General features: G+C 70.8%; 23 protein-coding genes and 1 tRNA gene. 22 read left to right on the top strand and 2 right to left on the bottom strand.

Translation table 11 applies throughout. The features are described 5' to 3' along the window. Nucleotides 1-40 precede the first annotated feature (40 nt). Nucleotides 41-1,024 (bottom strand): XdhC family protein, encoded by a 984-nt coding sequence (locus ACZ3X1_RS12330; protein ID WP_467279060.1) that lies wholly within the window; start codon nucleotides 1,022-1,024, stop codon nucleotides 41-43. A 394-nt stretch (nucleotides 1,025-1,418) separates the two neighbouring features. Here ACZ3X1_RS12330 and ACZ3X1_RS12325 point away from each other — a divergent pair, with 394 nt between their 5' ends. Further along, nucleotides 1,419-2,417, top strand: a complete 999-nt coding sequence (locus tag ACZ3X1_RS12325; protein WP_467279057.1) for a hypothetical protein — start codon at nucleotides 1,419-1,421, stop codon at nucleotides 2,415-2,417. Nucleotides 2,418-2,437: 20 nt separating this feature from the next. On the opposite strand, the gene ACZ3X1_RS12320 is transcribed toward ACZ3X1_RS12325, so the two are convergent. Then, nucleotides 2,438-2,509: transfer RNA gene (locus tag ACZ3X1_RS12320), tRNA-Arg, on the bottom strand. Between the two features lie 82 nt (nucleotides 2,510-2,591). On the opposite strand from ACZ3X1_RS12320, the gene ACZ3X1_RS12315 reads away from it, so the two are divergent. The 21 genes from ACZ3X1_RS12315 to atpA all read left to right on the top strand — a co-directional run bounded on the left by ACZ3X1_RS12315 (nucleotide 2,592) and on the right by atpA (nucleotide 25,735). Further along, nucleotides 2,592-3,089: a response regulator gene (locus ACZ3X1_RS12315; protein ID WP_356812430.1), complete on the top strand. Its 498-nt coding sequence runs from the start codon at nucleotides 2,592-2,594 to the stop codon at nucleotides 3,087-3,089. A gap of 404 nt (nucleotides 3,090-3,493) precedes the next feature. After that, a complete protein-coding gene (gene nrtL / locus ACZ3X1_RS12310; RefSeq protein ID WP_390076003.1) occupies nucleotides 3,494-4,477 on the top strand; it encodes an ArgS-related anticodon-binding protein NrtL in 984 nt (327 codons plus the stop codon). Between the two features lie 19 nt (nucleotides 4,478-4,496). After that, entirely contained in the window at nucleotides 4,497-5,888 is a 1,392-nt protein-coding gene (lysA, locus tag ACZ3X1_RS12305; protein ID WP_467279050.1) for a diaminopimelate decarboxylase, read from the top strand. A 128-nt stretch (nucleotides 5,889-6,016) separates the two neighbouring features. Beyond that, nucleotides 6,017-7,306, top strand: a complete 1,290-nt coding sequence (locus tag ACZ3X1_RS12300) for a homoserine dehydrogenase (RefSeq protein WP_362624939.1) — start codon at nucleotides 6,017-6,019, stop codon at nucleotides 7,304-7,306. Nucleotides 7,307-7,312: 6 nt separating this feature from the next. Continuing rightward, entirely contained in the window at nucleotides 7,313-8,383 is a 1,071-nt protein-coding gene (gene thrC, locus ACZ3X1_RS12295) for a threonine synthase (protein ID WP_356812390.1), read from the top strand. Nucleotides 8,384-8,718: 335 nt separating this feature from the next. Beyond that, a complete protein-coding gene (gene thrB, locus ACZ3X1_RS12290; RefSeq protein ID WP_467279046.1) occupies nucleotides 8,719-9,645 on the top strand; it encodes a homoserine kinase in 927 nt (308 codons plus the stop codon). Between the two features lie 430 nt (nucleotides 9,646-10,075). After that, nucleotides 10,076-12,205: a transcription termination factor Rho gene (gene rho, locus ACZ3X1_RS12285; RefSeq protein WP_390076006.1), complete on the top strand. Its 2,130-nt coding sequence runs from the start codon at nucleotides 10,076-10,078 to the stop codon at nucleotides 12,203-12,205. Between the two features lie 419 nt (nucleotides 12,206-12,624). Then, nucleotides 12,625-13,725 carry an LCP family protein gene (locus ACZ3X1_RS12280; RefSeq protein WP_467279044.1) on the top strand — a complete coding sequence of 367 codons (1,101 nt, stop codon included), beginning with the start codon at nucleotides 12,625-12,627 and terminating at the stop codon, nucleotides 13,723-13,725. A gap of 206 nt (nucleotides 13,726-13,931) precedes the next feature. Further along, on the top strand, nucleotides 13,932-14,150 hold the full coding sequence (gene rpmE, locus ACZ3X1_RS12275) for a 50S ribosomal protein L31 (protein ID WP_030008686.1): 219 nt from the start codon (nucleotides 13,932-13,934) through the stop codon (nucleotides 14,148-14,150). A gap of 127 nt (nucleotides 14,151-14,277) precedes the next feature. Next, nucleotides 14,278-15,357, top strand: a complete 1,080-nt coding sequence (gene prfA / locus ACZ3X1_RS12270) for a peptide chain release factor 1 (RefSeq protein WP_356812386.1) — start codon at nucleotides 14,278-14,280, stop codon at nucleotides 15,355-15,357. Between the two features lie 49 nt (nucleotides 15,358-15,406). Further along, the gene (prmC, locus tag ACZ3X1_RS12265) at nucleotides 15,407-16,252 is read left to right on the top strand and encodes a peptide chain release factor N(5)-glutamine methyltransferase (RefSeq protein ID WP_467279040.1); all 846 of its coding nucleotides are present in this window, start codon (nucleotides 15,407-15,409) and stop codon (nucleotides 16,250-16,252) included. A 49-nt stretch (nucleotides 16,253-16,301) separates the two neighbouring features. Beyond that, a complete protein-coding gene (locus ACZ3X1_RS12260; protein WP_356812385.1) occupies nucleotides 16,302-16,949 on the top strand; it encodes an L-threonylcarbamoyladenylate synthase in 648 nt (215 codons plus the stop codon). Further along, the gene (locus ACZ3X1_RS12255) at nucleotides 16,946-17,578 is read left to right on the top strand and encodes an arsenate reductase/protein-tyrosine-phosphatase family protein (protein ID WP_053633368.1); all 633 of its coding nucleotides are present in this window, start codon (nucleotides 16,946-16,948) and stop codon (nucleotides 17,576-17,578) included. The genes ACZ3X1_RS12260 and ACZ3X1_RS12255 overlap by 4 nt, the downstream gene beginning before the upstream one ends. 287 nt (nucleotides 17,579-17,865) lie before the next feature. Beyond that, nucleotides 17,866-19,095 carry a serine hydroxymethyltransferase gene (locus ACZ3X1_RS12250; protein ID WP_356812384.1) on the top strand — a complete coding sequence of 410 codons (1,230 nt, stop codon included), beginning with the start codon at nucleotides 17,866-17,868 and terminating at the stop codon, nucleotides 19,093-19,095. A gap of 116 nt (nucleotides 19,096-19,211) precedes the next feature. Next, on the top strand, nucleotides 19,212-20,546 hold the full coding sequence (locus tag ACZ3X1_RS12245; protein ID WP_356812383.1) for an MraY family glycosyltransferase: 1,335 nt from the start codon (nucleotides 19,212-19,214) through the stop codon (nucleotides 20,544-20,546). Nucleotides 20,547-20,820: 274 nt separating this feature from the next. Then, complete coding sequence (locus ACZ3X1_RS12240; RefSeq protein WP_356812382.1) at nucleotides 20,821-21,258, top strand: hypothetical protein; 438 nt, start codon at nucleotides 20,821-20,823, stop codon at nucleotides 21,256-21,258. Nucleotides 21,259-21,468: 210 nt separating this feature from the next. Continuing rightward, entirely contained in the window at nucleotides 21,469-22,305 is an 837-nt protein-coding gene (atpB, locus tag ACZ3X1_RS12235) for a F0F1 ATP synthase subunit A (RefSeq protein WP_356812428.1), read from the top strand. An 81-nt stretch (nucleotides 22,306-22,386) separates the two neighbouring features. Continuing rightward, complete coding sequence (atpE, locus tag ACZ3X1_RS12230) at nucleotides 22,387-22,614, top strand: ATP synthase F0 subunit C (protein WP_030386954.1); 228 nt, start codon at nucleotides 22,387-22,389, stop codon at nucleotides 22,612-22,614. Nucleotides 22,615-22,664: 50 nt separating this feature from the next. Then, on the top strand, nucleotides 22,665-23,198 hold the full coding sequence (locus ACZ3X1_RS12225; RefSeq protein WP_266497670.1) for a F0F1 ATP synthase subunit B: 534 nt from the start codon (nucleotides 22,665-22,667) through the stop codon (nucleotides 23,196-23,198). After that, nucleotides 23,195-24,010, top strand: a complete 816-nt coding sequence (locus ACZ3X1_RS12220) for a F0F1 ATP synthase subunit delta (protein ID WP_356812381.1) — start codon at nucleotides 23,195-23,197, stop codon at nucleotides 24,008-24,010. Before ACZ3X1_RS12225 ends, ACZ3X1_RS12220 begins: the two co-directional genes overlap by 4 nt. Before the next feature lie 129 nt (nucleotides 24,011-24,139). Next, complete coding sequence (gene atpA / locus ACZ3X1_RS12215) at nucleotides 24,140-25,735, top strand: F0F1 ATP synthase subunit alpha (RefSeq protein ID WP_030660299.1); 1,596 nt, start codon at nucleotides 24,140-24,142, stop codon at nucleotides 25,733-25,735. Nucleotides 25,736-25,738 lie beyond the last annotated feature (3 nt).

The raw sequence follows: 25,738 nt of genomic DNA, 5'->3' as shown, positions 1-25,738 counted from the left end.
TTCGCGGGGCGGTATGGACGTACGCGGACCCGCCCCGGGCTCATGTGTTGATGGGGCCGTCGGTGTCCCGCAGCGCACCCGCCGTGCGCGCCCCCAGCACCCCGAGGATCTCGGCGCAGATCGCCAGCGCGGTCTCCGCCGGGGTGCGGGCCCCGAGGTCGAGCCCGATCGGCCCGTGCACCCGGGCCAGCTCCGCCTCGGTGACCCCGGCCGCGAGCAGCTCCTCCCGGCGCCGCGCCGTCGTACGCCGCGACCCGAGCGCCCCGATGTACGGAACCCCGGCGGCCAGCGCCGCCCGCAGCGTCGGCACGTCGAACTCCTCGTCGTGGCTCAGCACGACCACGCACGCGGAGTCGCGGCGCGCTTCGATCGCCTCGACCGCCGGCCCGGCGGCCTCGACCCGTACGGCCTCCCAGCCCAGCAGCAGCGCCTGCCGCTCGATGACGACGGCGAGCTCACCGCCGCCACCGATGACCACGTACGGGGCCGACGGCTGCGCCTCGACCAGCACCAGGCCGTCCTCCCCGTACAGGGCGTCGCGCCCGGGCCGCCGGGTGGCCAGCAGCTCACCGGCCCGCCGCCCGGCGTCGTCGCGCGGCACCGCGGTGGCCCGTACGACCTCACTGGACGCCTGGTCGGCGTTTCCGTTCAGCCGGGTGACCAACGCCACCCCGACGCCCTCGCCGAGGGACTCCCACCACTCGGCGGGAATCGCCGCGAGCGGCTGGAGCAGCACCTCGGCCCGCCCGCCGCACGTCAGCTTCGCCGCCACGGCCTCGTCCCCGCCCACGGACACCTCGCACACCCGCGCGGAGACCCCGGGACCCATGGCCACGGCTTCGGCGACGAGCTCGGCGTCGAAGACGCCGCGGTACAGGCTGCCGACGCACTCCCCCCGCGCGTCGACGAGTACGGCCCCCGCGGGATCCCGCGGCCCGAAACCCTGCTCGGTGACGGGCCGGGCCAGATACCCGGCCCGCCCCTCGGCCACCCACTGCTTCGCCGTCTCCACCAGCTCACGCATCCGTGCCGCCCCATCCACTCCGAGCTCTGTCCCGCAAAGTGCCAGGTCAGTGGCACACTGCGGCCTCAAGTGCCACCTTAGGCAGTCTGTGGTCCCCTACCCACCCGACAAACCCACAGACTGCCCGGAGCCGGCCTCGTACGGATGACCGGAACAGCAAGGCCCCTGTGTGCAACACCGGCCACGCATCCAGGGGAGGGGGACGGTCGACTGTGGACGAGGTGTCCCAAGTCGCCGGGTCGGCCCAGGAGTTCAACATGTCCTGAAGTAGTTTGCTCAAGCACTGCGAACTGGGCAGCGGAGCAGCCGTGCCCGTACCCGACGATCCCGGGCGCGCCGGCGAACGCAGTGATCCCGGTCGGCATGCCCGGGACGGTGGAGGTGAGGTCGACCGATGAGCCACTCTGAGATTCCGGCCGGGGCCGGGAAGCGAGTGGGTTCCTGGAGACGAAAGCTCGCCGTCGGGGCCTGGGTGTTCTCCGGCCTGTGCGTTCTCGGCGTCCTCGGTACGGTCCTGATGGTTGTGTACGGGTCGGGGGAGTCGGCCGAACACAGCAAGCCGTGTTGCTGGGAGGCGCACGTCACGCCCGAGTGGGCAGCGAAGACCATGGGCTTCCGGGTGCCGGAGACGGCCATCGACCGGCGGGCCGGGCTCCACACCAACGGACAGTACGACGTCGCGCTGCTCGCCTTCACGGTGACGACCGCCGAGGCCGACCGCTTCCTCAGGCCGCTGCAACCGGAAGGCACGCAACTGGTCCGCAACGCCCATCCCGAGGAGCCGGGGTACACCCGCAGCGACGGCTTCAGCCACCTCGGCCTGCCGGAGCCTGAGACCTTCGTGGAGGGCATGCGCATGGGCGGCCTCTGCCGTGGTGATGCCAAGACGCTCGAAGGCGAGGCGGTCCGGTTCTGCACGGACATCTACGCACACGAGTTCCAGCCGGGCACCACCCGCATCTACCTCTGGGCCGGCAGCGACGCGGCGATCGACAAGCCGACACCTGACGGTCTGCGGTATGCCGCCCTGGCCGGGATGTCCGCCGCGTCCTCGTCCGTCGCTCCTGGCGGCGGTACTCCGCGAGTACGTCGAGGACTTCGGGACAGCTCAGGGCGGTCGGCTCTTCGCCAACGAGCGGGGCGGCGTGCTGGGTACTTCCAGCTACTGGAGGGTCTGGCAGGAGGCACGGGCATTCGCACTGCCTCCCGACCGGGCCACCTCGCGCTTGCGCGTCGGCCGTACGACGTGCGGCACACCTGCATCACGGACTGGCTGAATGCCAGGCTCCCGGTCGCCGTTGTCGAACCAGTGCATACCAACGACAAAGGCCCGGACTCAGTGGGACTGAGTTCGGGCCTTCATGCTTGGCACTTCAGCTGGTCAGCGTGTTGATCGTGCTGTCTCGGCTGGAGTGCCCCCGGCAGGATTCGAACCTGCGCACACGGCTCCGGAGGCCGTTGCTCTATCCCCTGAGCTACGGGGGCGTGTCGCTTGTGGTGCGGCGACGGGTTGAACACTACCAGCTTCCGCGGGGTGATCAGGAACCGTTTTGTGGGGGACGGGGGAGTGGGTCGCCCGCACGGGGTGGAAGTGGCAAAAACCCGGACGCGGGGGCCCGGGCGGACCTACTCTCGAGTTGTGCCAGGCGTCTCGGGCCGGGTCCTCGTTGTCGACGACAACAAGGTCATCCGGCAGCTGATCAAGGTCAATCTCGAGCTGGAGGGCTTCGAGGTCGTGACCGCGAACGATGGTGCCGAGGCTCTGGACGTAGTGCACCGGGTGCGCCCTGACGTGATCACCCTTGACGTGGTCATGCCCCGGTTGGACGGGTTCGGGGCCGCCGCGCAGTTGCGGGCCGATCCGCGGACGCGCGACGTGCCCGTCGCCATCGTCAGCGCCTGTTCGCAGCAGGAGGTCGAGGCCGGGATCGCGGCCGGGGTCGACGCCTTCCTCGCCAAGCCGTTCGAGCCCACCGAGCTCGTACGCGTCGTCCGCCGGCTCGTCGAGCGCAAGGACCGGCGCGACGGGAGGAAAGGGGCTCCCGCCGGGAGAGGGCGGGGCTGAGCCCCGGCCTCTCCCCCAGGTGGTGTCGTCAAAGTCCCGCCTGGCCGGCGGGGCCTGGCACGCACGCTCGCCGCGCTGTCATCGGTCACCGACACCCCGCGTCGATCCCCTCCTCCGCCTTGCGGCCGTACGCACCAGGCCCCGTCGGCCCCGCCCTTCGGGCGGCCGACGCCACTTCGACGACACTCCTGGCGGGTGTCGTGCCGGCGAGGTCGGATCAGCTGGTGGCGCCCGGCGCCGTGCCTCGCTCCGCGTCACCTCCCTCGTCTCCCTCGTTTCCCTTGTCTGACTCGTCTCCCTCGTTTGCCTCGTCCGCCTGGTGATCGGCAAGGCATCCCCAGGCTGTTGTTCACATGGCGAAACCCTTCGTGGGATGACCGGGCGTCTCGCCTAGGCTGGGTCCCGTGACCCCCGCAGACCTCTCCCGTTGCGTCGTACGCGCCGTGCGCTGCGCCGTCGCGGACGGGGAGCTGGCCGCCGGGGCGGCCGCGCCCGAGCGGGTCGTCGTCGAGCGGACCCGGCCCGGCGGGGTCGGGGACTACGCCACCCCCGTCGCCTTCCAGGTCGCCAAGGCCGCCCGATGCGCGCCGCGTGACGTGGCCGGCGTACTGGCCCGCCGGCTCGGCGCCGAGCCGGGCATCGAGCGCGTCGAGGTCACCGGAGCGGGGTTCCTCAACTTCGTGCTGCCCGCCCCCTCCGCGACCGCACTCGTCACGGACGCGATCATCCGCGACATCGTCATCCGGGACGTGCGCGGTGGCGCGGCCCACGTACTCCCCGCCGACGAGAGCGGGCTCGGGCTGCGCGAGCGCGTCGTGCGGCGCAGCGTCCTGCGGCTGGTGTGCGCCCAGGGCGGCACCGAGCGCGACCTGCCCGCCGGCCTGCCCGTCGCCCCCGTCGCCAAGCGGGACGGCGACGTCGTCGCCCGCTACGGCGCCGACGCCGCCCGCTGGGCGATGCTCGCCGTGCCCGCCCGGGAGACCCCCTCCTTCTCCGACGCGCTGCTGCACCAGGGCGAGGCCAACGAGTTCTTCCGCGTCCGGTACGCCCACGCCCGCAGCCGGGCCCTCGTACGCAACGCCGAGCAGCTGGGCTTCCACCCGGAGGCCGGCGTCGTCGACGTCGACGCCGCCGCCCTTTTGCGCCTCCTCGCCGACCACCCCCTCGTCCTCGAGGCCGCCGCGCACCACCACGCGCCCGAGCGGCTCGTACGCAACCTCGTCGAGCTGGCCGACGCGCTGCTCGACTTCCAGTACCGCGTACTGCCCCAGGGGGACGAGAAACCCTCGGCCGCCCACCGCGCCCGGCTGGCACTCGCCGAAGCCGCCGGGACGGTGCTGGCCGGCGGCCTGGCCCTGCTCGGCATGGACGCACCCGAACGCCTATGAACCGCGAAGAGAGAAACCGATGAGCCGCTCCGCGCACCCCGCCGGCCCCCGCCACGCCGACGTCCTGCCCGAAGGGCACTACTCCCCGCCGCCCGCCGACCTGAACGCGCTCGACGAGAAGGTCTGGTCCCGCACCGTCCGGCGCGACGACGACGGCGTCGTCTCCGTCGGCGGCATCGAAGTCACCAAGCTCGCCGAGGAGTTCGGGACCCCCGCCTACTTCCTCGACGAGGAGGACTTCCGGGCCCGCTGCCGCGCCTGGGCGCACGCCTTCGGCCCCGGCGCCGACGTCTTCTACGCCGGCAAGGCGTTCCTCTCCAAGGCCGTCGTGAAGTGGCTGAAGGAAGAGGGGCTCAACGTCGACGTGTGCTCCGGCGGCGAGCTGAGCACCGCCCTCGCCGCCGGGATGCCGGCCGACCGGATCGCCTTCCACGGCAACAACAAGTCCGAGGGTGAGATCCGCCGGGCCGTCGGGGCCGGAGTCGGACGGATCGTCCTGGACTCCTTCCAGGAGATCGCCCGCGTCGCGCACATCGCCCGCGAGCTGGGCGTACGCCAGCCCGTGCAGATCCGCGTGACCGTCGGCGTCGAGGCGCACACGCACGAGTTCATCGCCACCGCCCACGAGGACCAGAAGTTCGGCATCGCCGTCGCGGACGGGTCCGCCGCCGAGGCCGTGCGCCGCGCCCTCGGCCACGACTCGCTGGAGCTGCTCGGCGTCCACTCCCACATCGGCTCGCAGATCTTCGACATGGCCGGCTTCGAGGTCTCCGCCAAGCGCGTCGTGCGGCTGCTCGCCGCCGTCCGCGACGAGCACGGCGTCGAACTGCCCGAGATCGACCTCGGCGGCGGTCTCGGCATCGCCTACACCTCCAGCGACGACCCCCGCGAGCCCCACGAGATCGCCAAGGCGCTCACCGAGATCGTGGCCCGCGAGTGCGAGAGCGCCGGACTGCGCGCCCCCCGGATCTCCGTCGAACCCGGCCGCGCCATCGTCGGCCCGACCGCGTTCACCCTGTACGAGGTGGGGACCATCAAGCCGCTGGAGGGGCTCCGCACGTACGTGAGCGTCGACGGCGGGATGTCCGACAACATCCGTACGGCCCTCTACGACGCCGAATACTCCATCTCGCTCGTCTCCCGCACCTCCGACGCCGAGCCCATGCTCGTGCGCGTCGTCGGAAAGCACTGCGAGAGCGGTGACATCGTCGTGAAGGACGCGTTCCTGCCGGCCGACCTGGCGCCCGGCGACCTCCTCGCGGTGCCCGCCACCGGCGCGTACTGCCGGTCCATGGCCAGCAACTACAACCACGCGCTCCGCCCGCCCGTCGTCGCCGTGCGTGACGGACAGGCACGAGTGATCGTTCGCCGCGAGACGGAGGAAGATCTCCTGCGTCTCGACCTCGGATGATGAAATAGGCATCTCACTCAATGGACCGAGGATGGAAAGTGCTGTCCATTGAGTGAGACTGGTTCACACCCCGCGCGCAAAACCGCGCGCGGGGTATTGATGGAAGATCGAAAGGCGTAGGTCGAATGATGCGTACGCGTCCGCTGAAGGTGGCGCTGCTGGGCTGTGGAGTGGTCGGCTCAGAGGTGGCTCGCATCATGACGACGCACGCCGACGACCTCACGCAGAGGATCGGCGCGCCCGTCGAGCTCGCCGGCGTGGCCGTGCGCCGCCCCTCCAAGGTGCGCGAGGGCATCGACCCGGCCCTGATCACCACCGACGCCACCGCCCTGCTCAAACGCGGCGACATCGACATCGCCATCGAGGTCATCGGCGGCATCGAGCCGGCCCGCACCCTGATCAACACCGCCTTCGAGCACGGCATCTCGGTGGTCTCCGCGAACAAGGCGCTGCTCGCCCAGGACGGCGCAGCGCTGCACGCCGCCGCCGAGCAGCACGGCCGCGACCTGTACTACGAGGCCGCCGTCGCCGGCGCCATCCCGCTGGTCCGCCCGATGCGCGAGTCCCTCGCGGGCGACAAGATCAACCGCGTGATGGGCATCGTCAACGGCACGACGAACTTCATCCTCGACAAGATGGACTCGACGGGCGCCGGCTACCAGGAGGCGCTCGACGAGGCCACCGCCCTCGGGTACGCCGAGGCGGACCCGACGGCCGACGTCGAGGGCTACGACGCCGCCGCCAAGGCCGCGATCCTGGCCGGCATCGCCTTCCACACCCGCGTCCGCCTGGACGACGTGTACCGCGAGGGCATGACCGAGGTCAGCGCCGCCGACTTCGCGTCCGCCAAGCGGATGGGCTGCACCATCAAGCTCCTCGCCATCCTGGAGCGCGCGGCGGACGGCGAGTCCGTGACCGCCCGCGTCCACCCGGCGATGATCCCGCTCAGCCACCCGCTCGCCTCCGTCCGCGAGGCGTACAACGCGGTCTTCGTCGAGGCGGAGGCCGCCGGGCGGCTCATGTTCTACGGGCCCGGCGCGGGCGGTGCCCCGACCGCGTCCGCGGTCCTCGGCGACCTCGTCGCCGTCGCCCGCAACAAGCTCGCCGAGGCAACGGGGCCCGGCGAGTCGGCGTACACCCAGCTGCCGGTCAGCCCCATGGGCGAGGTCGTCACCCGCTACCACATCAGCCTCGATGTGGCGGACAAGCCGGGCGTCCTCGCCCAGGTGGCGACCACGTTCGCGGAGCACGGTGTGTCCATCGACACCGTGCGGCAGCAGGGCAAGGACGGCGAGGCCTCCCTCGTCGTCGTCACCCACCGCGCGGCCGACGCCGCCCTCTCCGGGACCGTCGAGGCGCTGCGGAAGCTGGACACCGTTCGCGGTGTCGCCAGCATCATGCGTGTTGAAGGGGAGTAAGGACCCATGAGCAGCAATCGCACCCACCAGTGGCGCGGCATCATCGAGGAGTACCGGGACCGCCTGCCGGTGACGGACACGACTCCGGTGGTCACGCTCCGCGAGGGTGGCACTCCTCTCGTTCCCGCGCAGGTTCTGTCCGAGCGCACCGGCTGCGAGGTGCACCTCAAGGTCGAGGGGGCGAACCCCACCGGGTCCTTCAAGGACCGCGGCATGACCATGGCGATCACCCGGGCCAAGGAGGAGGGCGCCAAGGCCGTCATCTGCGCCTCCACCGGCAACACTTCGGCCTCCGCGGCCGCGTACGCGGTGCGCGCCGGGATGGTCTGCGCGGTGCTCGTGCCCCGCGGCAAGATCGCGCTCGGCAAGATGGGCCAGGCCCTCGTGCACGGCGCCAAGATCCTGCAGGTGGACGGCAACTTCGACGACTGCCTCGACCTCGCCCGCGCGCTGTCCGACAACTACCCGGTGGCGCTGGTCAATTCCGTCAATCCGGTGCGTATCGAGGGTCAGAAGACGGCCGCGTTCGAGATCGTCGACGCGCTCGGCGACGCCCCGGACGTGCACGTGCTGCCGGTGGGCAACGCGGGCAACATCACCGCGTACTGGAAGGGGTTCAAGGAGTACAAGGCCGACGGCCTGGCCTCCCGTACGCCCCGTGTGTGGGGTTTCCAGGCGTCCGGTTCCGCGCCCATCGTGCGCGGCGAGGTCGTCAAGGAGCCGCACACCGTCGCCACCGCGATCCGCATCGGCAACCCGGCCTCCTGGGACTACGCGCTGGCCGCGCGTGACGAGTCGGGCGGCTTCATCGATGAGGTGACGGACCGGCAGATCCTGGCCGCCTACCGGCTGTTGGCCGCTCAGGAGGGCGTCTTCGTCGAGCCCGCCTCGGCCGCGTCCGTGGCCGGTCTGCTCAAGGCCGCCGAGCTGGGCCTGGTGGACCCGGGGCAGAAGATCGTGTGCACCGTCACGGGCAACGGCCTGAAGGACCCCGACTGGGCCGTCGCCGGCGCTCCGCAGCCCGTCACCGTTCCGGTGGACGCCGAAGCCGCCGCCGTGCGCCTCGGCCTGGTCTGACGCGCGACCGCGTGAGCCGGGTTCCGGAGGTTCCCCGAGTGTCCTGACCGGCACTCCCGGGCCCTCCGGAACCCGGCAACTCACCTCGTACGACGGCGAAAGTGCGGCCGAAGCGGGTCCAACCCGGTCGAATCCGCGACACGCACCGTGCGCCTCCTGTGCGCCCTATGTCGCGAGGGAACCTTCCTTCGATAGGCTGTACTTACATCCGCCACCGCGCATATGACTGCGGTGCTGCCCCGAGGGCCTTCGGGTGTCGTACGTTCTCCAGTACATTCGCAGCGAGCCAGCGAAGAGCGAAGTCCTCGCACAGTCACAAGGAGTGTCATCGGACGATGGCCGGTCCAGCGTTCCGCGCCGCCGCCGTACGGGTGCGCGTCCCCGCCAGCAGTGCCAACCTCGGCCCCGGCTTCGACGCCCTGGGCCTGGCCCTGGGCCTTTACGACGACGTCGTCGTCCGGGTGGCCGACTCCGGCCTGAACATCGACATCGCGGGTGAGGGCGCCGGCACCCTCCCGCGGGACGAGAGCCACCTGCTCGTACGCTCCATGCGCACCGCCTTCGACCTGCTGGGCGGACAGCCGCGCGGCCTCGAGGTCGTCTGCGCCAACCGCATCCCGCACGGCCGCGGCCTGGGCTCCTCCTCGGCCGCCATCTGCGCCGGCATCGTCGCCGCCCGCGCCGTCACGATAGGCGGCGAGGCGAAGCTCGACGACGCGGCGCTGCTGGAGCTCGCCACCGAGATCGAGGGCCACCCCGACAACGTCGCGGCCTGCCTGCTCGGCGGGTTCACCCTGGCGTGGATGGACGGCGGCAGCGCCAAGGCGATCCGGATGGAGCCCGCCGAGTCCGTCGTTCCGGTGGTCTTCGTACCTTCCAGGCCGGTCCTCACCGAGACGGCCCGCGGCCTGCTGCCGCGCACCGTCCCGCACGTGGACGCGGCCGTCAACGCGGGCCGCGCGGGTCTGCTCGTGGAAGCCCTGACCAGGCGTCCCGAGCTGCTCCTGCCGGCCACCGAAGACCGGCTCCACCAGGAGTACCGGTCCCCGGCGATGCCCGAGAGCGTGGCACTCGTCAACCGGCTGCGGGCGGACGGCATCCCCGCGGTCATCTCCGGCGCGGGCCCCACGGTCCTCGCGCTGGTCGACAACGACGCGGCCGACAAGGTCGCGCAGCTCGCGGGCGAGGGGTGGGCGGCCAACCGGCTCGCACTCGACGCCGCGGGCGCGAGCGTCCTCCCGCTGGGAACCCAGGGCGGCTGATCCTGTCTCCGTGACAGGACCAGCCGGCCAGGGGCGGGCGGCCAGGGCAGGCCGCCCGCGCGGAGGCGCGCGATTGCCGGTGATTGAGAGGGGGAATATCTATTGGATCCGGTAGTGTTAGTCTCAAGTGCGCATCGGAAGCCGCCATGGCTCGGTGCTCAGTGTCCCCAGCCGGGACCACATTTCTTCCGGGAGCCTCCCCGACTGCTTTGATCACTCCAGCAGTTTCGAGCACGCTCCGGAATCGGCGTGATTTTCCCACGCTTTTCAGCTCGGGGGCTTCTCGCCGGAACCCACGCACGTTTCTTTCCGCCGTATCTCTATCGGCGGACCACCGCCCCGGCACGGTCCCCACCAAGGACCGTTGTCGGACAGCACAACCGGTCGCCGAGCCAGACAGGCCGACGTCCGCTCCAGGGAAGGACCCTTCGTGAGCGACACCACCGATCTGATGGGCGCTGCCGACACTTCTGTCGACACCAGTGCCCCCGCCGCGGGCGCCGCGCCCAAGCGTCGACGCACCGGCACCGGCCTTGACGGCATGGTCCTCGCCGAGCTGCAGCAGGTCGCGTCGGGCCTCGGCATCAGGGGCACCGCGCGGATGCGCAAGAGCCAGCTGATCGAGGTCATCAAGGAGGCGCAGGCGGGCAGCGGTGCCCCCAAGGCCGCCGCCTCCGCCGCGGACACCGCCGAGGCCAAGCCGAAGCGCCGTGCCACCAGCAAGGCCCGTACGGCTGCCGCCGAGGCTGCCCAGACGGGTGAGGCCGCCCCGGCGGCGCCCGCCGACAAGCCCGCCGCCCAGGCGCAGATCGAGATCCCGGGCCAGCCGGCAGGGGGCCCCTCCCGCTCGAGCGCAGCCGAGAGCGGGGGAGACGACGCCCCGGCCGGTGAACGCCGCCGCCGTCGCGCCACGGCCCCCTCCGGCAGCCCCGAGGGTTCGGCCCCCGTCGCCGTACAGGTCGAGCAGAAGGCCGACACGGCCACCGCCACCGCGCCCGCCGAGACCAGGGCCGAGGCCGCCACGGAGGTCTCCGCCGGCCAGGCCCAGGGCCAGGACGGCGAGGGCCGCGGCCGCCGCGACCGCCGGGAGCGCGGCGACCGCCAGCGCGACCGCCGTGACCGTGGCGCCAAGGCCGACGACCAGGGCCAGGGCGGCCAGGGCCAGGGCGGCCAGGGCCAGCCCGCGCAGGGCGGCCAGGGCGGCGGCCGGCAGGACCGCGCCGACCGTCAGGACCGCCAGCAGCAGGGCGGCCGCGGTCAGGGCCAGGGCCAGGGCCAGCAGGGCCGCCAGGACGGCGGCCCGCAGGACGACTTCGACGACGAGGGCGGCCGCCGTGGCCGCCGCGGCCGCTACCGCGACCGCCGTGGCCGTCGTGGCCGCGACGAGTTCGCGCCGAACGAGCCGCAGGTCGCCGACGACGACGTGCTGATCCCCGTCGCGGGCATCCTCGACATCCTGGACAACTACGCGTTCATCCGGACCTCGGGCTACCTGCCCGGCCCCAACGACGTGTACGTCTCCCTCGCCCAGGTCCGCAAGGCGGGTCTGCGCAAGGGCGACCACACCACGGGTGCCGTGCGCCAGCCCAAGGACGGCGAGCGCCGCGAGAAGTTCAACGCCTTGGTGCGCCTCGACTCGGTCAACGGCATGGCGCCCGAATCCGGCCGCGGCCGCCCGGAGTTCCAGAAGCTGACGCCCCTGTACCCGCAGGACCGCCTGCGCCTGGAGACCGACCCGGGCGTGCTGACCACCCGCATCATCGACCTCGTGTCGCCGATCGGTAAGGGCCAGCGAGGCCTGATCGTGGCCCCGCCGAAGACCGGCAAGACCATGATCATGCAGGCGATCGCCAACGCGATCACCACCAACAACCCCGAGTGCCACCTGATGGTCGTCCTGGTCGACGAGCGTCCGGAAGAGGTCACCGACATGCAGCGGTCGGTCAAGGGCGAGGTCATCTCCTCGACCTTCGACCGCCCGGCCGAGGACCACACCACCGTCGCCGAGCTGGCCATCGAGCGCGCCAAGCGCCTCGTCGAGCTCGGTCACGACGTGGTCGTCCTGCTGGACTCCATCACCCGTCTGGGCCGCGCGTACAACCTCGCGGCGCCCGCCTCCGGCCGCATCCTGTCCGGTGGTGTCGACTCGACCGCGCTGTACCCGCCGAAGCGCTTCTTCGGTGCCGCGCGCAACATCGAGGACGGCGGCTCGCTGACCATCCTGGCCACCGCGCTCGTCGACACCGGCTCGCGCATGGACGAGGTGATCTTCGAGGAGTTCAAGGGCACCGGCAACATGGAGCTCAAGCTCGACCGGAAGCTCGCCGACAAGCGCATCTTCCCGGCCGTCGACGTCGACCCGTCGGGCACCCGCAAGGAGGAGATCCTCCTCAACGCGGAAGAGCTCGCCATCGTCTGGAAGCTGCGCCGGGTGCTGCACGCGCTCGACTCGCAGCAGGCGATCGAACTGCTTCTCGACAAGATGAAGCAGACGAAGTCGAACGCCGAGTTCCTGATGCAGATCGCCAAGACGACCCCGTCGGGCAAGAACGACGACTGAGGTCCGCCGTCCGGCGCCCCGCGCCGGACGTGAGGCATCACCACGAGCAGCCCCCGCCGCAGACCCGCGGCCGGGGGCTGCCGCGCGTTCGCCCGGCCCCCGAACGGCCCTGGAGCGGCTCGGAAGGGGCCCTGGGGCGGCGCGGGGCGCCACGCGGACCGCGGTCGGCCCCTCGTGCGAGCTTCGCCACATCACAGCCGCCGGGCGGCCTCCCGGCGCACGCCCTGAAACCGCAGGTGAGGAATGCGCTACGCAGAGCTTTGTCCCGGTTCGTACGCAGTGGCAGCCGTACGGGGGGTTGTGGCGCCCGTGGAACCCTTCAAGACATTCGCCCGTCTGTGTCAGAGGGCCCGCGGGCGGACGGCGGGCCGGTACGCACCAAGGGGCCGGACCGAAGACTGAGGACTTGGGGACTGAGGATGACCGAGGACAGCAGGGGCCGCGGCCGGCGGGCCGCAGGCCGGCGCCGACGCAAACCGGCGGGGCGCCGCAGGGCCCTCGCCATGGCCGCGTGGAGCGCCGCCGCCGTGGTCCTGCTGGGCGGGGCGGGCCTGGGCTACTTCTACTTCAAGCTCAACGGCAACCTCAAGACGGTCGACATCGACCAGGCGCTGGGCACGGACCGCCCGGCGAACGTCGACAACGGCTCGATGGACATCCTCGTCCTCGGCTCCGACTCCCGCGGCGGCGCCAACGGCGCGTACGGCCCGGACGACGGCGGCTCCGCCCGCTCCGACACCGCGATGATCGTCCATCTGTACGAGGGCCACGAGAAGGCCGGCGTCGTCTCCATACCCCGCGACACCATGACCTCCCGCCCCGAGTGCCCCACCGGCAAGGGAAAGAGCGACCCCGGCGGCAAGCGCCGGCAGTTCAACGAGGCCTACACCGTCGGCGGCGCCGCCTGCGCGGTCAAGACCGTCGAGAGGATGTCGGGGATCCGCATGGACCACTACATCGAGGTCGACTTCACCGGCTTCAAGAAGATCATCGACACCCTCGGCGGGGTCCAGGTGACCACCACCAAGCCGATCAAGGACGAGTACAGCCACCTCGACCTCCCGGCCGGCCCGAACCAGCTCAACGGCGAGCAGGCCCTCGGCCTCGTCCGTACCCGCCACGGCGTCGGCGACGGCGGAGACCTCGGCCGAATACAGCTGCAGCAGGCCTTCATCAAGGCGCTGATCAAGCAGGTCAAGGGCGTCGGCGTGTTCGACAACCCCAAGAAGCTGTTCGACCTCGCCGACGCCGGGACCAAGGCGCTCACCACCGACAAGGCGCTCGGCGACGTGAAGTCCCTCGCCGGCTTCGCCCAGAGCCTCCAGGGCATCGACGCCCAGGACATGCAGATGATCACCCTGCCGGTGACCACGGACGCACTCGACGCGAACCGCGTCGCCCCGCTGCAGAAGGAGTCCAAGATGGTCTGGGACGCCCTGCTGGCGGACCGGCCCATCCCGGCCGAGGCCACCGCGAACTCCACCGGCGACAAGAGCGCCGCCGGGACCGTCGTCCAGTAGGACCGCCCGCCGGCCGCCGCCCGGGAGGGCCTCGCGGGGCCCGTCGGAGCGCGCCGGAATAGACCGGCCCCCCTTCCCGTTGAGGGAGACGTCCTCAGAATTTTGACAGGCAGCCCGGTCCTGGCAGACTGGTCTGTCGGCCCCGGTTCACGCAGTGCGCAATTCGGCTCCTGCGACCCGGCGCCCTCCCGAATCTAGGAGACACCTTGAAGCGCGATGTTCACCCCGAGTACGTCGAGACCGCGGTCAGCTGCACCTGCGGCGCGTCGTTCACGACCCGTAGCACCCTGACCGAGGGCACCATCCGTGCCGAGGTCTGCTCCGAGTGCCACCCGTTCTACACGGGCAAGCAGAAGATCCTCGACACCGGTGGCCGCGTGGCCCGCTTCGAGGCGCGCTTCGGCAAGGGCGCGGCCAAGAAGTAGCGCGACCCAGGCGCCGGTCTTCGGCCGCCCCCTGTCCACTCGGGGGCGGCCGGACCGGCGCCTTTGTCGTCGTTCAAGCCCGTCACCCCGTGCAGTCCCCCCGCACTTTCACCACAGGAGTCCCCCGATGTTCGAGGCGGTCGAGGAACTGGTTGGCGAACACGCCGACCTCGAGAAGCAGCTCGCCGACCCTTCGGTCCACTCCGATCAGGCCAACGCGCGCAAGCTGAACAAGCGCTACGCGGAGCTGACCCCGATCATCGCTACCTTCCGTGCCTGGAAGCAGACGGGCGACGACATCGAGACGGCGAAGGAGTTCGCGGCCGACGACCCGGACTTCGCCGCCGAGGCCAAGGACCTCGCCCAGCAGCGCGACGAGCTCACCGAGAAGCTCCGCCTGCTGCTCGTCCCGCGCGACCCCAGCGACGACAAGGACGTGCTCCTGGAGGTCAAGGCGGGCGCGGGCGGCGACGAGTCCGCCCTGTTCGCCGGCGACCTGCTGCGCATGTACCTGCGCTACGCCGAGCGCGTGGGCTGGAAGACCGAGATCATCGACGCCACCGAGTCCGAGCTCGGCGGCTACAAGGACGTCCAGGTCTCCGTCCGCACCAAGGGCGGCAACGGCGCCACCGAGCCCGGCCAGGGCGTGTGGGCCCGCCTGAAGTACGAGGGCGGCGTGCACCGCGTCCAGCGCGTTCCGGCCACCGAGTCGCAGGGCCGCATCCACACCTCCGCCGCCGGCGTGCTCGTCACCCCGGAGGCCGAGGAGGTCGAGGTCGAGATCAACGCGAACGACCTCCGCATCGACGTGTACCGCTCGTCCGGCCCCGGCGGCCAGTCCGTCAACACCACCGACTCGGCCGTGCGCATCACGCACCTCCCGACCGGCGTGGTCGCCTCCTGCCAGAACGAGAAGAGCCAGCTCCAGAACAAGGAGCAGGCCATGCGCATCCTGCGCTCCCGCCTGCTGGCCGCCGCCCAGGAGGCCGCCGAGCAGGAAGCCTCCGACGTGCGCCGCAGCCAGGTCCGCTCCGTGGACCGCTCGGAGAAGATCCGCACGTACAACTACCCGGAGAACCGGATCTCGGACCACCGCACCGGTTTCAAGGCGTACAACTTGGACCAGGTGCTCGACGGTGACCTCGACGCGGTCATCCAGGCCTGCGTGGACACGGACTCCGCGGCCAAGCTCGCGGCCGCGCACTGATCCGCAACCCCGCACCACCCCCCGTACGACAGCAGCCCGGAGGACCAGCGTGAACTTGCTGCTTGCCGAGGTGGCCCAGGCCACCCAGCGGCTGGCCGCCGCTGGCGTGCCCTCACCGCGCTTCGACGCGGAGGAGCTCGCCGCCTTCGTGCACGGCGTCAAACGGGGGGAACTGCACCACGTCAAGGACGCGGACTTCGACGCCCGCTACTGGGAGGTCGTCGCCCGCCGCGAGGCGCGCGAGCCGCTCCAGCACATCACCGGGCGCGCCTTCTTCCGGTACCTGGAGCTCCAGGTGGGGCCCGGGGTCTTCGTGCCCCGGCCCGAGACCGAGTCGGTGGTCGACTGGGCCATACACGCCGTCCGCGCGATGGACGTCGTCGAGCCGCTGATCGTCGACCTGTGCACCGGATCCGGCGCGATCGCGCTGGCCATGGCGCAGGAGGTGCCCCGCTCGCGCGTGCACGCGGTCGAGCTGTCCGAGGACGCCCTGCGGTGGACCCGCAAGAACGCCGAGGGCTCCCGCGTCACCGTGCACCAGGGCGATGCCCTGAGCGCGCTGCCCGAGCTCGACGGCCAGGTCGACCTGGTCATCTCCAATCCGCCGTACATCCCGCTCACCGAGTGGGAGTACGTCGCCCCCGAGGCCCGCGACCACGACCCGGAGATGGCGCTCTTCTCCGGCGAGGACGGACTCGACACCATCCGGGGCATCGAGCGCACCGCCCACCGGCTGCTGCGGCCCGGCGGCATCGTCGTCGTCGAGCACGCCGACACCCAGGGCGGCCAGGTCCCGTGGATCTTCGCCGAGGAACGGGGCTGGGCCGACGCGGCCGACCACCCCGACCTGAACAACCGCCCGCGCTTCGCCACGGCCCGCAAGGCACTGCCGTGACCGGCGCGACGAACCCCGCCACCCCCCTGCTGCACGAGGAGGCCCGCTGATGGCCCGGCGATACGACTGCAACGACGCGACGGACCGCAAGACGGGTCTGCGTGAAGCCGCATCCGCCGTGCGCCGCGGCGAGCTCGTCGTGCTGCCCACCGACACCCTGTACGGGATCGGCGCGGACGCCTTCAGCCCGGAGGCCGTCCACGATCTGCTCGCCGCCAAGGGGCGCGGCCGCGGGATGCCCACCCCGGTGCTCATCGGCTCCCCGAACACCCTGCACGGCCTCGTCACGGACTTCTCCGAGCAGGCCTGGGAGCTCGTCGACGCGTTCTGGCCGGGTGCGCTGACGCTTGTCGCCAAGCACCAGCCCTCGCTGGCGTGGGACCTGGGCGACACCCACGGCACCGTGGCCGTGCGCATGCCCCTGCACCCCGTCGCCATCGAGCTGCTGACGGAGGTGGGCCCGATGGCGGTGTCGTCGGCCAACCTCTCCGGACAGCCGGCGCCCGAGGACTGCGACGCGGCGCGCGAGATGCTCGGCGATTCGGTGTCCGTGTACCTGGACGGCGGTCCGACGCCCGGCATCGAGCCGTCGTCGATCGTCGACGTCACGGGGAAGGTTCCCGTGCTGCTGCGCGAGGGGGCGCTCAGCGCCGACCGGCTGCGGGAGGTCGTACCCGACCTCGAGGTGGCCCCGTGAGCCCTGAGGGGCGTGGCATAGCAGGGGGAAGCACTTTCCGCATACTCCACGTCAGCACGGGCAACGTGTGCCGCTCGCCGATCACCGAGCGGCTGACGCGGCACGCCCTCTCGCACCGCCTCGGCGGTCCCGTCGGCGGCGACCTCATCGTGGAGAGCGCCGGGACGTGGGGCCACGAGGGCGCCCCGATGGAGGCGAACGCGGCCGCCGTGCTCGCGGACTTCGGGGCCGACGCGTCGGGGTTCACCGGCCGCGAGCTGCTGGACGAGCACGTCATACGCGCCGACCTGGTGCTGACCGCCACGCGCGACCACCGTGCGCAGGTCATCTCGATGGGCCACTCGGCGGGGCTGCGCACCTTCACGCTGAAGGAGTTCACCCGGCTGGTCCGGGCGATAGACCCGGCCACGCTGCCGCCGCTGGACGACGGCATGGCGGAGCGGGCGCGGGCGCTCGTACGGGCCGCGGCGGCACTGCGCGGGTGGCTGCTGGCGCCGTCGCCCGACGCGGACGAGGTGTACGACCCGTACGGGGCGCCGATCACCTTCTTCCGCTCGATCGGCGACGAGATCAACCAGGCGCTGGACCCGGTCGTCACGGCCCTGACGGGCGTCACGGCCCACCGCTGATCCGGCGGCCGGAGGCCGGCGCAGCGGGGCGATGCCCGGGAGGCCCCTCAGGGCCGAGGGGTGCGAGGAGCGCGTCGGGGAGGTGCTCGGCCAGGCGCTGGACCCGGTCGTCACGGCCCTGACGGGCGTCACGGCCCGCCGCTGATCCGGCGGCCGGAGGCCGGTGCGGCGGGGCCGGTGCCCGGGAGGCCGTCGGCCGGCCGGGGGTCGGCGCGGAGCGGCCGTGGAGCGGCGCGGGGGCCGCGGGCCTACAGTGGCTGGTACCCGGCACCCCCTGGAGTCGCGCCATGAGCGTCATCACCCAGCCCACGGACCTGCTGCGCCGGCAGGACCCGCAGATGGCCGACGTACTCGCCGGGGAGGCCCGCAGGCAGGCCGACACCCTGCAGCTGAGCGCGGCGGAGAACTTCACCTCGTCGGCCGTCCTGGCGGCGCTGGGGTCGCCGCTCGCCAACAAGTACGCCGAGGGCTACCCCGGCGCCCGCTACCACGGCGGATGCGAGTACGCCGACCTGGCCGAACAGACGGCCGTGGAGCGGGCCAAGGCGCTGTTCGGGGCCGAGCACGCCAACGTGCAGCCGCATTCCGGCTCCTCGGCCGTCCTGGCCGCCTACGCGGCGCTGCTGCGGCCGGCGGACACCGTGCTGGCGATGGGGCTCCCGTACGGGGGGCACCTCACCCACGGCTCGCCCGCCAACTTCTCGGGGCAGTGGTTCGACTTCGTCGGGTACGGGGTCGACGCCCGGACGGGCCTCATCGACTACCGGCAGGTGCAGGACCTCGCCCGGGCGCACCGGCCGAAGGCCATCGTGTGCGGGTCCATCTCCTACCCCCGCCACCCCGAGTACTCCGCGTTCCGGGAGATCGCCGACGAGGTCGGGGCCTACCTGATCGCCGACGCCGCCCACCCGATCGGGCTGGTGGCCGGCGGGGCCGCGCCCAGTCCGGTCCCGTACGCCGACGTGGTCTGCGCGACCACGCACAAGGTGCTGCGCGGGCCTCGCGGCGGCATGGTCCTGTGCGGCGCCGAGTTCGCCGAGCGCATCGACCGGGCGGTGTTCCCCTTCACCCAGGGCGGGGCGCAGATGCACACCATCGCCGCCAAGGCCGTCGCCTTCGGCGAGGCGGGCCGGCCGGCCTTCACCACCTACGCCCACCGGGTGGTCGCCAATGCCCGGGTGCTGGCCGAGGCGCTGGAGGAGCGCGGGTTCACGATCACCACCGGCGGCACCGACACGCACATGATCACCGCGGATCCGGGGCCGCTGGGGGTGGACGGCCCGACCGCCCGCGGCCGGCTGGCCGCCGCCGGGATCGTGCTGGACACCTGCGTCCTGCCGTACGGGGACCAGCGGGGCGTCCGGCTGGGCACGGCCGCGGTGACCACCCAGGGGATGGGGGAGCCGGAGATGCGCCGGATCGCGGAGCTGTTCGCGGCGGCCTTGGACGGGGAAGCCGCGAAGACACGTACGGAGGTCGGCGAGCTCACGGAAGGATTTCCCCCTTACGGGGAGTAAGTGGGGCAAGAGGGGTGTAGTGGAACCGGGATACCGCCCCCTCGCGTCCTCGGTCGAGGGGACATCGCAGCTAATGTGTGGGGCTGAGATGGCCGGCGATACATCTGGGGCAGCCAGTGCGTGAATATCTGCTGACGCTTTGCGTCACGGTCGCGGTGACCTACCTGCTGACCGGGCCCGTGCGGAAGTTCGCGATCGCGGCCGGGGCCATGCCGGAGATCCGCGCCCGCGACGTGCACCGCGAGCCGACGCCGCGCCTCGGCGGGATCGCGATGTTCGGCGGCCTGTGCGCGGGCCTGCTGGTCGCCGACCACCTGCAGAACCTCAACGCGGTCTTCGAGAAGTCGAACGAACCGCGCGCGCTGCTGTCCGGAGCCGCCCTGATCTGGCTGATCGGCGTCCTGGACGACAAGTTCGAGATCGACGCCCTGATCAAGCTCGGCGCGCAGATGATTTCCGCCGGCGTGATGGTCATGCAGGGCCTGACGATCCTGTGGATCCCGGTGCCCTTCATCGGCACGGTCCCGCTCACCCAGTGGCAGGGCAACCTGCTCACCGTGGCGCTCGTCGTCATCACCATCAACGCGGTGAACTTCGTGGACGGCCTCGACGGCCTCGCCGCGGGCATGGTCTGCATCGCCGCCGCCGCGCTCTTCCTGTACGCCTACCGGATCTGGTTCGGCTACGGCATCGAGTCCGCGGCCCCGGCCACCCTCTTCGCGGCCATCCTGATGGGCATGTGCCTGGGCTTCCTGCCGCACAACATGCACCCCGCCCGGATCTTCATGGGCGACTCCGGCTCGATGCTCATCGGCCTGGTGCTGGCCGCCGCGGCGATCTCCCTGACGGGACAGGTGGACCCGGACGCGCTGGCCCTGTTCGCCGGTGGTGAGCGCAACGCGACGCACGCGATGCTCCCCGCCTACATCCCGCTGATCCTGCCCCTGACGGTCATCGCCATCCCGATGGCGGACCTGGTCCTGGCCATCGTGCGGCGTACGTGGAAGGGCCAGTCGCCGTTCGCGGCCGACCGCGGGCACCTGCACCACCGGCTGCTGGAACTGGGCCACTCGCACAGCCGCGCGGTCCTGATCATGTACTTCTGGTCGGGCCTGATCGCCTTCGGCACCGTGGCGTATTCCGTGCACTCCACCGCGATGTGGATCGTGCTGGTGATCGCCGTGCTCAGTGCGGTGGGGCTCTTCCTGCTGCTCCTGCCGCGCTTCACGCCGCGCGCCCCGAAGTGGGCGGAGGGTTTGGTTCCGCCGCGCTACCGGCACGCCGCGCGCGTGGCGGACGCGGCCGCGGAGGCGGCCGCCCAGGACGCCTCGGGGACCGAGCCGGCGCCCGCCAGGCCGATCGCCGCGGGCGTCTCGGGCGTCAACGGAGCGACCGCGGTGGGCCCCCGTTCGCGCTTCCCGGAACGGCGTAAGGCTGAATCCACCCGCTGACCGTCGCATCACATGTCCGACATGGATGCTCATTAGCAAACAGACCACGCGCCTGTCGCGCACACACGCGCAGGGTCACTCTCATGTGTGACAGTCGGCACACCCGGCAGGTAAAGCTCTCATCAAATAGTTTGTGATACCGTTCACTAAACCCGGCGACAGAGCCGAAGGACCGTAGTGCGACGGTCCCTTGGCCCGAGGTTCTCTCTCGGACCGGGCTTACGCTCGTCCCGTACGAGTCCAGTGCCCCCACCACCACGCGGAGCAAACCGCCATGCGGTCAGATGACGTCCGATCCCTTCTGCAAGCCGCCGTGCCCACGGCCATCGCCGGCGCACTCGCCGCGTTGATCAGCGGGCTTGTCGTCGGCGGCAAGGGTGCGGTCGGAGCGGTCGTCGCGACGCTGGTCGTGATCGTGTTCATGGGCATCGGATTCGTCGTTCTGCAGCGCACGGCGAAATCGCTTCCGCACCTCTTCCAGGCCATGGGGCTCATGCTCTACACGGCCCAGATCCTGCTGCTTTTCGTGTTTGTCGCGGCGTTCAAGAACACCACCCTGTTCAACCCCAAGGCGTTCGCGATCACGCTCGTGGCGACCACCCTGGTGTGGATCGCAGCGCAGACCCGCGCGCACATGAAGGCCAAGATCCTTTACGTCGAACCGGACTCGACGACGGGCAACAAGCCCGAAAATCCGGGACCGAAGACGTGAAGGGTAGGGCCGGGATAAGTGGGCGTTCGAGATCCTGCTATCGTCCGGTGCCAACTGCGGCATTGCGGGCGCGGGCATCTGAGCTGACGCCTGTCCCATCGCGAGGCTCGATGCCTGATCGCCGCCACATCATCCGTAACACCAGTCCAGTGCCGAACAGCGGCTGCTCGCCGCGCCGACACAACGAGGTTGCCGTACCTATGCGCCACGCTGAAGGAGCCCGCGGTGAGTGCTGACCCGACGACGGTGCTCGCCTTCGAGACCGACTGCCACATCTTCGACGGTTGTGGCTTCCCGGCTCCCGGCCTGCACTCGTTCCTGTTCCAGCCGATCTTCGGCGACGCGGACAGCAACTTCTACTTCAACAAGACGATGCTCCTGGCCCTGCTGGGCTCGGTCATCATCGTCGGCTTCTTCTGGGCCGCGTTCCGCAAGCCGAAGGTCGTCCCCGGCAAGCTGCAGATGGTCGCCGAGGCCGGCTACGACTTCGTGCGCCGCGGCATCGTCTACGAGACCCTGGGCAAGAAGGAGGGGGAGAAGTACGTCCCCCTGATGGTCTCCATCTTCTTCTTCGTCTGGGTCATGAACCTCTGGTCGATCGTTCCGCTCGCCCAGTTCCCGGTGACCTCGATCATCGCCTACCCGGCCGGCCTCGCGCTGATCGTGTACGTGATCTGGATGAGCGTGACCTTCAAGCGCCACGGCTTCGTCGGCGGCTTCAAGAACCTGACCGGCTACGACAAGTCGCTCGGCCCGGTCCTCCCGCTCGTCATGGTCATCGAGTTCTTCTCGAACGTCCTCGTCCGGCCCTTCACCCACGCGGTCCGACTGTTCGCGAACATGTTCGCCGGTCACACCCTGCTGCTGCTGTTCACCATCGCCAGCTGGTACCTGCTGAACGGGATCGGTATCGCCTACGCGGGCGTCTCGTTCGTCATGGTCATCGTGATGACCGCGTTCGAGCTCTTCATCCAGGCTGTCCAGGCGTACGTGTTCGTCCTCCTGGCCTGCAGCTTCCTCCAGGGTGCGCTCGCCGAACACCACTGAGCCGCGCCCGCCCCGCTCAGCCCCCCGTATTCGTCCGGTGGCCAACCCCCACCGGTCCGTGAAAGAGAAGGAAGAACTGGCATGTCCCAGACCCTTGCCGCCGTCACCGGCTCCCTCAGCTCCGTTGGTTACGGTCTCGCGGCCATCGGCCCCGGTGTCGGCGTCGGCATCATCTTCGGTAACGGCACGCAGGCTCTTGCTCGTCAGCCCGAGGCTGCCGGTCTGATCCGCGCCAACCAGATCCTCGGCTTCGCCTTCTGTGAGGCGCTCGCCCTCATCGGTCTGGTCATGCCGTTCGTCTACAGCTGACGAACCGCGATCACTAGTCCGAACAGACGAAAGGCATTGATGTGAACCTCATGGTTCTCGCGGCTGAGGGTGGAGAGAACCCCCTCGTTCCGCCGATCCCCGAGCTCGTCATCGGTCTGATCGCCTTCGTCATCGTCTTCGGTTTCCTCGCGAAGAAGCTCCTCCCGAACATCAACAAGGTTCTGGAAGAGCGCCGTGAGGCCATCGAGGGCGGTATCGAGAAGGCGGAAGCCGCTCAGACCGAGGCCCAGAGCGTGCTGGAGCAGTACAAGGCCCAGCTCGCCGAGGCCCGGCACGAGGCCGCGCGCCTGCGCCAGGAAGCGCTGGAGCAGGGCACTGCGCTGAAGGAAGAACTGCGCGCAGAGGGCCAGCGGCAGCGTGAGGAGATCATCGCTGCCGGCCACGCCCAGATCGCGGCAGACCGCAAGGCCGCCTCTCAGGCGCTGCGTCAGGACGTCGGCAAGCTCGCCACCGACCTGGCCGGCAAGCTCGTCGGCGAGTCCCTCGAGGACCACGCCCGGCAGAGCCGCACCATCGACCGCTTCCTCAGCGAGCTTGAGGAGAAGGCCGAGGCGGCCCGATGAACGGAGCGAGCCGCGAGGCGCTGGCCTCCGCGCGCGAGCGTCTCGACGCGCTGACGGACAACACGTCCGTCGACGTGGCGAAGCTCGCCGGTGAGCTGGCCGCTGTCACCGCGCTGCTCGACCGTGAGGTCTCGCTGCGTCGGGTCATCACGGACCCGGCGCAGGCCGGCGAGGCCAGGGCCGAGCTCGTCGCTCGGCTGCTCGGCGGTCAGGTCGGCGGGGAGACCCTCGACCTGGTGTCCGGCATGGCCCGGTCCCGCTGGTCGCAGTCCCGCGACCTGGTGGACTCGCTGGAGGAGCTGGCGGCCACCGCCGACCTCACGGCGGCCCAGCAGGCCGACGCGCTCGACGACGTCGAGGACGAGGTCTTCCGCTTCGGCCGGATCGTGTCCTCGAACACCGAGCTGCGTGCCGCGCTGACCGACCGTGCGGCGACCGCCTCCGCCAAGAGCCAGCTGCTGCGCAGTCTGCTCGGCGGCAAGGCGAACGCCGTCACCGAGCGCCTGGTGACGCGTCTTGTCACGCATCCGCGTGGACGTAGCCTGGAGGCGGGACTCGAGTCCCTGTCCAAGCTCGCCGCCGAGCGTCGTGACCGCATGGTCGCCACCGTGACCAGCGCGGTTCCGCTCAGCGACGTGCAGAAGCAGCGTCTCGGCGCGGTGCTGGCCAAGCTGTACGGCCGCCAGATGCACCTGAACCTCGACGTGGACCCCGAGGTCCTCGGCGGGATCTCGGTGCGAGTCGGCGACGAGGTCATCGACGGCACCATCGCGGACCGCCTCGCAGAGGCGTCCCGCCGCATGGCCGGCTGACCAGCCACCAAAAGTACAAAGCATTCCTAGCGGCCCGGTTGGGCCGTGCAGAACTTGCAGAAGATTCCTGGGGGTCGCCCCCAGACCCCTAAGAAGCTTCAGGCCCAACAAGGAGAGCAGGGAACCCAGATGGCGGAGCTCACGATCCGGCCGGAGGAGATCCGGGACGCACTGGAGAACTTTGTCCAGTCGTACCAGCCGGACGCGGCCTCGCGCGAGGAGGTCGGAACGGTCAGCGTTGCCGGCGACGGCATCGCGAAGGTGGAGGGCCTGCCCTCCGCCATGGCGAACGAGCTGCTGAAGTTCGAGGACGGCACCCTCGGTCTCGCCCTCAACCTCGAGGAGCGCGAGATCGGTGCGATCGTCCTCGGCGAGTTCAGCGGTATCGAGGAGGGCCAGCCGGTGCAGCGCACCGGTGAGGTTCTCTCGGTAGGTGTCGGCGAGGGCTACCTCGGCCGCGTTGTCGACCCGCTCGGCAACCCGATCGACGGCCTCGGCGAGATCGCGACCGAAGGCCGCCGCGCCCTCGAGCTGCAGGCCCCGGGCGTCATGGTCCGTAAGTCGGTGCACGAGCCCATGCAGACCGGCTACAAGGCCGTCGACGCGATGGTGCCGATCGGCCGTGGCCAGCGTCAGCTGATCATTGGTGACCGTCAGACCGGCAAGACCGCTCTGGCCGTCGACACGATCATCAACCAGCGCGACAACTGGCGCTCGGGCGACGTGAACAAGCAGGTCCGCTGCATCTACGTCGCCATCGGCCAGAAGGGCTCGACCATCGCGTCCGTTCGCGGCGCCCTGGAAGAGGCCGGCGCGCTCGAGTACACGACGATCGTCGCCGCCCCGGCGTCCGACCCGGCCGGCTTCAAGTACCTGGCGCCGTACACCGGTTCCGCCATCGGCCAGCACTGGATGTACGCCGGCAAGCACGTCCTGATCATCTTCGACGACCTGTCGAAGCAGGCCGACGCCTACCGCGCCGTGTCGCTGCTGCTGCGCCGCCCGCCGGGCCGTGAGGCCTACCCGGGTGACGTCTTCTACCTGCACTCCCGTCTGCTGGAGCGCTGCGCGAAGCTGTCCGACGAGATGGGCGCCGGTTCGATGACCGGTCTGCCGATCGTCGAGACCAAGGCGAACGACGTGTCGGCGTTCATCCCGACCAACGTCATCTCCATCACCGACGGCCAGTGCTTCCTGGAGTCCGACCTGTTCAACGCGGGCCAGCGCCCGGCGCTGAACGTCGGTATCTCGGTCTCCCGCGTCGGTGGCTCCGCCCAGCACAAGGCCATGAAGCAGGTTTCGGGTCGTCTCCGCGTCGACCTGGCCCAGTACCGCGAGCTGGAGGCGTTCGCCGCCTTCGGTTCCGACCTGGACGCCGCGTCGAAGGCCTCGCTGGAGCGCGGCAAGCGCATGGTCGAGCTGCTGAAGCAGGGCCAGTACCAGCCGATGCCCGTCGAGGAGCAGGTCGTCTCCGTCTGGGCCGGCACCACCGGCAAGATGGACGACGTCCCGGTCGCCGACATCCGTCGCTTCGAGTCGGAGCTGCTGGAGCACCTGCGCCGCGAGCGCAAGGACCTCCTGACCTCCATCGCCGACGGCGGCAAGATGTCGGACGACACCCTGGGCTCGATCGCTGACGCCATCGCGGCCTTCAAGCGCCAGTTCGAGACCTCGGACGGCAAGCTCCTGGGCGAGGACGTGCCGGCCGTCAACGTCTCCAAGTGACGA

The organism is Streptomyces sp. NPDC023541 (assembly GCF_055559995.1).
The sequence above is the reverse complement of the archived record's forward strand: the minus strand, read 5'-3'. Positions and strand labels throughout refer to the sequence as shown.

What these genes read in the sequence shown, in the direction of transcription:
- ACZ3X1_RS12225 (WP_266497670.1), top strand. Translation starts at nt 22,665, where the DNA reads ATGGTTCTCGCGGCTGAGGGTGGAGAGAACCCCCTCGTTCCGCCGATC.
- thrC (WP_356812390.1), top strand. Translation starts at nt 7,313, where the DNA reads ATGAGCAGCAATCGCACCCACCAGTGGCGCGGCATCATCGAGGAGTAC.
- atpE (WP_030386954.1), top strand. Translation starts at nt 22,387, where the DNA reads ATGTCCCAGACCCTTGCCGCCGTCACCGGCTCCCTCAGCTCCGTTGGT.
- ACZ3X1_RS12280 (WP_467279044.1), top strand. Translation starts at nt 12,625, where the DNA reads ATGACCGAGGACAGCAGGGGCCGCGGCCGGCGGGCCGCAGGCCGGCGC.
- ACZ3X1_RS12330 (WP_467279060.1), bottom strand. Translation starts at nt 1,024, where the DNA reads ATGCGTGAGCTGGTGGAGACGGCGAAGCAGTGGGTGGCCGAGGGGCGG.
- lysA (WP_467279050.1), top strand. Translation starts at nt 4,497, where the DNA reads ATGAGCCGCTCCGCGCACCCCGCCGGCCCCCGCCACGCCGACGTCCTG.
- ACZ3X1_RS12250 (WP_356812384.1), top strand. Translation starts at nt 17,866, where the DNA reads ATGAGCGTCATCACCCAGCCCACGGACCTGCTGCGCCGGCAGGACCCG.
- prfA (WP_356812386.1), top strand. Translation starts at nt 14,278, where the DNA reads ATGTTCGAGGCGGTCGAGGAACTGGTTGGCGAACACGCCGACCTCGAG.
- ACZ3X1_RS12325 (WP_467279057.1), top strand. Translation starts at nt 1,419, where the DNA reads ATGAGCCACTCTGAGATTCCGGCCGGGGCCGGGAAGCGAGTGGGTTCC.
- ACZ3X1_RS12220 (WP_356812381.1), top strand. Translation starts at nt 23,195, where the DNA reads ATGAACGGAGCGAGCCGCGAGGCGCTGGCCTCCGCGCGCGAGCGTCTC.
- atpA (WP_030660299.1), top strand. Translation starts at nt 24,140, where the DNA reads ATGGCGGAGCTCACGATCCGGCCGGAGGAGATCCGGGACGCACTGGAG.
- ACZ3X1_RS12260 (WP_356812385.1), top strand. Translation starts at nt 16,302, where the DNA reads ATGGCCCGGCGATACGACTGCAACGACGCGACGGACCGCAAGACGGGT.
- ACZ3X1_RS12240 (WP_356812382.1), top strand. Translation starts at nt 20,821, where the DNA reads ATGCGGTCAGATGACGTCCGATCCCTTCTGCAAGCCGCCGTGCCCACG.
- thrB (WP_467279046.1), top strand. Translation starts at nt 8,719, where the DNA reads ATGGCCGGTCCAGCGTTCCGCGCCGCCGCCGTACGGGTGCGCGTCCCC.
- ACZ3X1_RS12300 (WP_362624939.1), top strand. Translation starts at nt 6,017, where the DNA reads ATGCGTACGCGTCCGCTGAAGGTGGCGCTGCTGGGCTGTGGAGTGGTC.